General features: G+C 48.5%; 2 tRNA genes and 3 rRNA genes. All 5 read left to right on the plus strand.

Annotated elements, in window-relative coordinates:
• Positions 1 to 169: 169 nt before the first annotated feature.
• The 5 genes from AC5YDM_RS14960 to rrf all read left to right on the plus strand — a co-directional run bounded on the left by AC5YDM_RS14960 (position 170) and on the right by rrf (position 5,499).
• Positions 170 to 1,707 (plus strand): 16S ribosomal RNA (locus AC5YDM_RS14960).
• Positions 1,708 to 1,768: 61 nt separating this feature from the next.
• A tRNA-Ile gene (locus AC5YDM_RS14965) sits at positions 1,769 to 1,845 on the plus strand.
• 36 nt (positions 1,846 to 1,881) lie between these two features.
• Positions 1,882 to 1,957: transfer RNA gene (locus tag AC5YDM_RS14970), tRNA-Ala, on the plus strand.
• A gap of 354 nt (positions 1,958 to 2,311) precedes the next feature.
• Positions 2,312 to 5,208 (plus strand): 23S ribosomal RNA (locus AC5YDM_RS14975).
• A gap of 176 nt (positions 5,209 to 5,384) precedes the next feature.
• Positions 5,385 to 5,499, plus strand: a 5S ribosomal RNA gene (gene rrf / locus AC5YDM_RS14980).
• Together the 16S, 23S and 5S rRNA genes with 2 tRNA genes alongside form the textbook arrangement of a ribosomal RNA operon.
• Positions 5,500 to 5,507 lie beyond the last annotated feature (8 nt).

Consider the following 5,507-nt stretch of genomic DNA (forward strand, 5'->3'; position numbering starts at 1 on the left):
AAGATCATTAAGAGATTATGAAGAACAACTTGTGTGGATTTTTACTGATTGATTGATCGAAATTATTTTCATTGATTGATGGTAGAAATTACTCGAAGTTTATTTGAGAAATATTTGTCAGAAAATTGATGAGCCAAGATTGGTGCCCTTTAAGGCACTAAGCAATATTAAACTGAAGAGTTTGATCATGGCTCAGATTGAACGCTGGCGGCAGGCTTAACACATGCAAGTCGAGCGGGGAAGAGTAGCTTGCTACTTTACTTAGCGGCGGACGGGTGAGTAATGCTTAGGAATCTGCCTATTAGTGGGGGACAACATTTCGAAAGGAATGCTAATACCGCATACGTCCTACGGGAGAAAGCAGGGGACCTTCGGGCCTTGCGCTAATAGATGAGCCTAAGTCGGATTAGCTAGTTGGTGGGGTAAAGGCCTACCAAGGCGACGATCTGTAGCGGGTCTGAGAGGATGATCCGCCACACTGGGACTGAGACACGGCCCAGACTCCTACGGGAGGCAGCAGTGGGGAATATTGGACAATGGGGGGAACCCTGATCCAGCCATGCCGCGTGTGTGAAGAAGGCCTTTTGGTTGTAAAGCACTTTAAGCGAGGAGGAGGCTACCGAGATTAATACTCTTGGATAGTGGACGTTACTCGCAGAATAAGCACCGGCTAACTCTGTGCCAGCAGCCGCGGTAATACAGAGGGTGCGAGCGTTAATCGGATTTACTGGGCGTAAAGCGTGCGTAGGTGGTCTTTTAAGTCGGATGTGAAATCCCTGAGCTTAACTTAGGAATTGCATTCGATACTGGGAGACTAGAGTATGGGAGAGGATGGTAGAATTCCAGGTGTAGCGGTGAAATGCGTAGAGATCTGGAGGAATACCGATGGCGAAGGCAGCCATCTGGCCTAATACTGACACTGAGGTACGAAAGCATGGGGAGCAAACAGGATTAGATACCCTGGTAGTCCATGCCGTAAACGATGTCTACTAGCCGTTGGGGTCTTTGAGACTTTAGTGGCGCAGCTAACGCGATAAGTAGACCGCCTGGGGAGTACGGTCGCAAGACTAAAACTCAAATGAATTGACGGGGGCCCGCACAAGCGGTGGAGCATGTGGTTTAATTCGATGCAACGCGAAGAACCTTACCTGGTCTTGACATACAGAGAACTTTCCAGAGATGGATTGGTGCCTTCGGGAACTCTGATACAGGTGCTGCATGGCTGTCGTCAGCTCGTGTCGTGAGATGTTGGGTTAAGTCCCGCAACGAGCGCAACCCTTTTCCTTATTTGCCAGCGGGTTAAGCCGGGAACTTTAAGGATACTGCCAGTGACAAACTGGAGGAAGGCGGGGACGACGTCAAGTCATCATGGCCCTTACGACCAGGGCTACACACGTGCTACAATGGTCGGTACAAAGGGTTGCTACCTAGCGATAGGATGCTAATCTCAAAAAGCCGATCGTAGTCCGGATTGGAGTCTGCAACTCGACTCCATGAAGTCGGAATCGCTAGTAATCGCGGATCAGAATGCCGCGGTGAATACGTTCCCGGGCCTTGTACACACCGCCCGTCACACCATGGGAGTTTGTTGCACCAGAAGTAGGTAGTCTAACCGCAAGGAGGACGCTTACCACGGTGTGGCCGATGACTGGGGTGAAGTCGTAACAAGGTAGCCGTAGGGGAACCTGCGGCTGGATCACCTCCTTAACGAAAGATTGACGATCGGTAAGAATCCACAACAAGTTGTTCTTCATGAAGATGTATCTGAGGGTCTGTAGCTCAGTTGGTTAGAGCACACGCTTGATAAGCGTGGGGTCACAAGTTCAAGTCTTGTCAGACCCACCATGACTTAAGATACATCGAATCTATAAATGATAAGCTGGGGACTTAGCTTAGTTGGTAGAGCGCCTGCTTTGCACGCAGGAGGTCAGGAGTTCGACTCTCCTAGTCTCCACCATACATTCTTCGGAGTGTATAAGCTGAGAAATTATAGAACTTAGTAAATTAGACGATTGAGTTTAAGTTTATTAATTTCTGTGATTTATCACAGTTACCTGCGATCCGATGAGGACGTAGTTAATCATTAACAGAATATATTTGAGTTGAAATAAATTGTTTAAGGCTCATTTCAAGTAGGTAACTACAAGAAATGAGAAACTAGCGATTAACTGAATCAAGCGTTTTGGTATATGAATCTAATAGAAGCTGTACAGTGCTTAAATGCACAAGACGCCAACTGTATGAGTAAGTCGAAAGACAAACTCTGTTGCTTATTCTCCTTGTAAGAATAAACGACTGTTTGGGGTTGTATAGTCAAGTAATTAAGTGCATGTGGTGGATGCCTTGGCAGTCAGAGGCGATGAAAGACGTAATAGCCTGCGATAAGCTCCGGGGAGGCGGCAAATATCCTGTGATCCGGAGATTTCTGAATGGGGAAACCCACCTGTCATAAGGCAGGTATCGTATGATGAATACATAGTCATACGAGGCGAACGAGGGGAAGTGAAACATCTCAGTACCCTTAGGAAAAGAAATCAATTGAGATTCCCTTAGTAGCGGCGAGCGAACGGGGAAAAGCCCATTAAGTCATATAAGTTCTAGTGGAATGCTCTGGGAAGTGCAACCGTAGTGGGTGATAGTCCTGTACACGAAAGGGCTTATATGATGATGTCGAGTAGGGCGGGGCACGTGAAACCTTGTCTGAATATGGGGGGACCATCCTCCAAGGCTAAATACTCCTGACTGACCGATAGTGAACCAGTACCGTGAGGGAAAGGCGAAAAGAACCCCTGTGAGGGGAGTGAAATAGATCCTGAAACCGCATGCATACAAGCAGTGGGAGCCGGCATTGAGTCCGGTGACTGCGTACCTTTTGTATAATGGGTCAGCGACTTACATTCAGTAGCAAGGTTAACCGAATAGGGGAGCCGTAGAGAAATCGAGTCTTAATAGGGCGTTTAGTTGCTGGGTGTAGACCCGAAACCAGGCGATCTATCCATGAGCAGGTTGAAGGTTGGGTAACACTAACTGGAGGACCGAACCCACTGTCGTTGAAAAGCCAGGGGATGACTTGTGGATAGGGGTGAAAGGCTAATCAAGCCTGGTGATAGCTGGTTCTCCCCGAAAGCTATTTAGGTAGCGCCTCGGACGAATACCATTGGGGGTAGAGCACTGTTTCGGCTAGGGGGTCATCCCGACTTACCAAACCGATGCAAACTCCGAATACCAATGAGTACTATCCGGGAGACAGACTGCGGGTGCTAACGTCCGTAGTCAAGAGGAAAACAATCCAGACCGCCAGCTAAGGCCCCAAAATCATAGTTAAGTGGGAAACGATGTGGGAAGGCATAGACAGCTAGGAGGTTGGCTTAGAAGCAGCCACCCTTTAAAGAAAGCGTAATAGCTCACTAGTCGAGTCGGCCTGCGCGGAAGATGTAACGGGGCTAAAACTATGTGCCGAAGCTGCGGATTTGCAATTTATTGCAAGTGGTAGGGGAGCGTTCTGTAAGCCGATGAAGGTGTATTGAGAAGTATGCTGGAGGTATCAGAAGTGCGAATGCTGACGTGAGTAACGACAAAGCGAGTGAAAAACTCGCTCGCTGAAAGACCAAGGGTTCCAGTCCAACGTTAATCGGGGCTGGGTGAGTCGACCCCTAAGGCGAGGCCGAAAGGCGTAGTCGATGGGAAATTGGTTAATATTCCAATACTTCTGTGTAATGCGATGAGAGGACGGAGAAGGTTAAGTCAGCCTGGCGTTGGTTGTCCAGGTGGAAGGTTGTAGGCATGTATCTTAGGCAAATCCGGGGTACTCTATGCTGAGAACTGATAGCAAGCTGCACTTGTGCAGTGAAGTGGCTGATACCATACTTCCAGGAAAAGTCTCTAAGCTCCAGTTACACAGGAATCGTACCCGAAACCGACACAGGTGGTCAGGTCGAGTAGACCAAAGCGCTTGAGAGAACTCTGCTGAAGGAACTAGGCAAAATGGTACCGTAACTTCGGGAGAAGGTACGCTGTCGACGGTGATGGAATTTACTTCCTGAGCGGTTGACAGCCACAGAAACCAGGCCCCTGCAACTGTTTATTAAAAACATAGCACTCTGCAAACACGAAAGTGGACGTATAGGGTGTGATGCCTGCCCGGTGCTGGAAGGTTAATTGATGGGGTTAGCGTAAGCGAAGCTCTTGATCGAAGCCCCAGTAAACGGCGGCCGTAACTATAACGGTCCTAAGGTAGCGAAATTCCTTGTCGGGTAAGTTCCGACCTGCACGAATGGCATAATGATGGGGGCGCTGTCTCCAGCAGAGACTCAGTGAAATCGAATTCGCCGTGAAGATGCGGTGTACCCGCGGCTAGACGGAAAGACCCCGTGAACCTTTACTGCAGCTTGACATTGAACTTTGATCTTACTTGTGTAGGATAGGTGGGAGGCTTTGAAACTCGGACGCTAGTTCGAGTGGAGCCAATCTTGAAATACCACCCTGGTAATATTGAGGTTCTAACTCTGCTCCATTATCTGGAGCGAGGACCATGTCTGGTGGGTAGTTTGACTGGGGCGGTCTCCTCCTAAAGAGTAACGGAGGAGTACGAAGGTGCGCTCAGCGTGGTCGGAAATCACGCGTAGAGTATAAAGGCAAAAGCGCGCTTAACTGCGAGACCCACAAGTCGAGCAGGTACGAAAGTAGGTCTTAGTGATCCGGTGGTTCTGTATGGAAGGGCCATCGCTCAACGGATAAAAGGTACTCTGGGGATAACAGGCTGATACCGCCCAAGAGTTCATATCGACGGCGGTGTTTGGCACCTCGATGTCGGCTCATCTCATCCTGGGGCTGAAGCAGGTCCCAAGGGTATGGCTGTTCGCCATTTAAAGAGGTACGCGAGCTGGGTTTAGAACGTCGTGAGACAGTTCGGTCCCTATCTACCGTGGGCGTTGGAAATTTGAGAGGATCTGCTCCTAGTACGAGAGGACCAGAGTGGACGAACCTCTGGTGTACCGGTTGTGACGCCAGTCGCATCGCCGGGTAGCTATGTTCGGAAGGGATAACCGCTGAAAGCATCTAAGCGGGAAGCCTACCTCAAGATAAGATTTCCCAAGGACTATATGTCCTCTAAAGAGCCGTTGAAGACTACAACGTTGATAGGTTGGATGTGGAAGCATAGTGATATGTGAAGCTGACCAATACTAATTACTCGTGAGGCTTGACTATACAACACCCAAACAGTTGTTGTATAAAGCTCAATTGATTCGATATTCATCAAAACAGCTTGATTCAGAAGCCCGTTAGTATGACAATATTCAACTCAGATATAATCTGTTAATAACTCATTTGGTAGAAAGCTCAGGCACTTTATAAGACCTAAGCAAGTATCCATAAACAGTTGTGCTGGCGACAATAGCAAGAGTGAACCACCTGATCCCTTCCCGAACTCAGAAGTGAAACCTCTTTGCGCTGATGGTAGTGTGGGGTTACCCATGTGAGAGTAAGTCATCGCCAGCTCATTATTC

Source organism: Acinetobacter sp. CY81 (genome assembly GCF_059515925.1).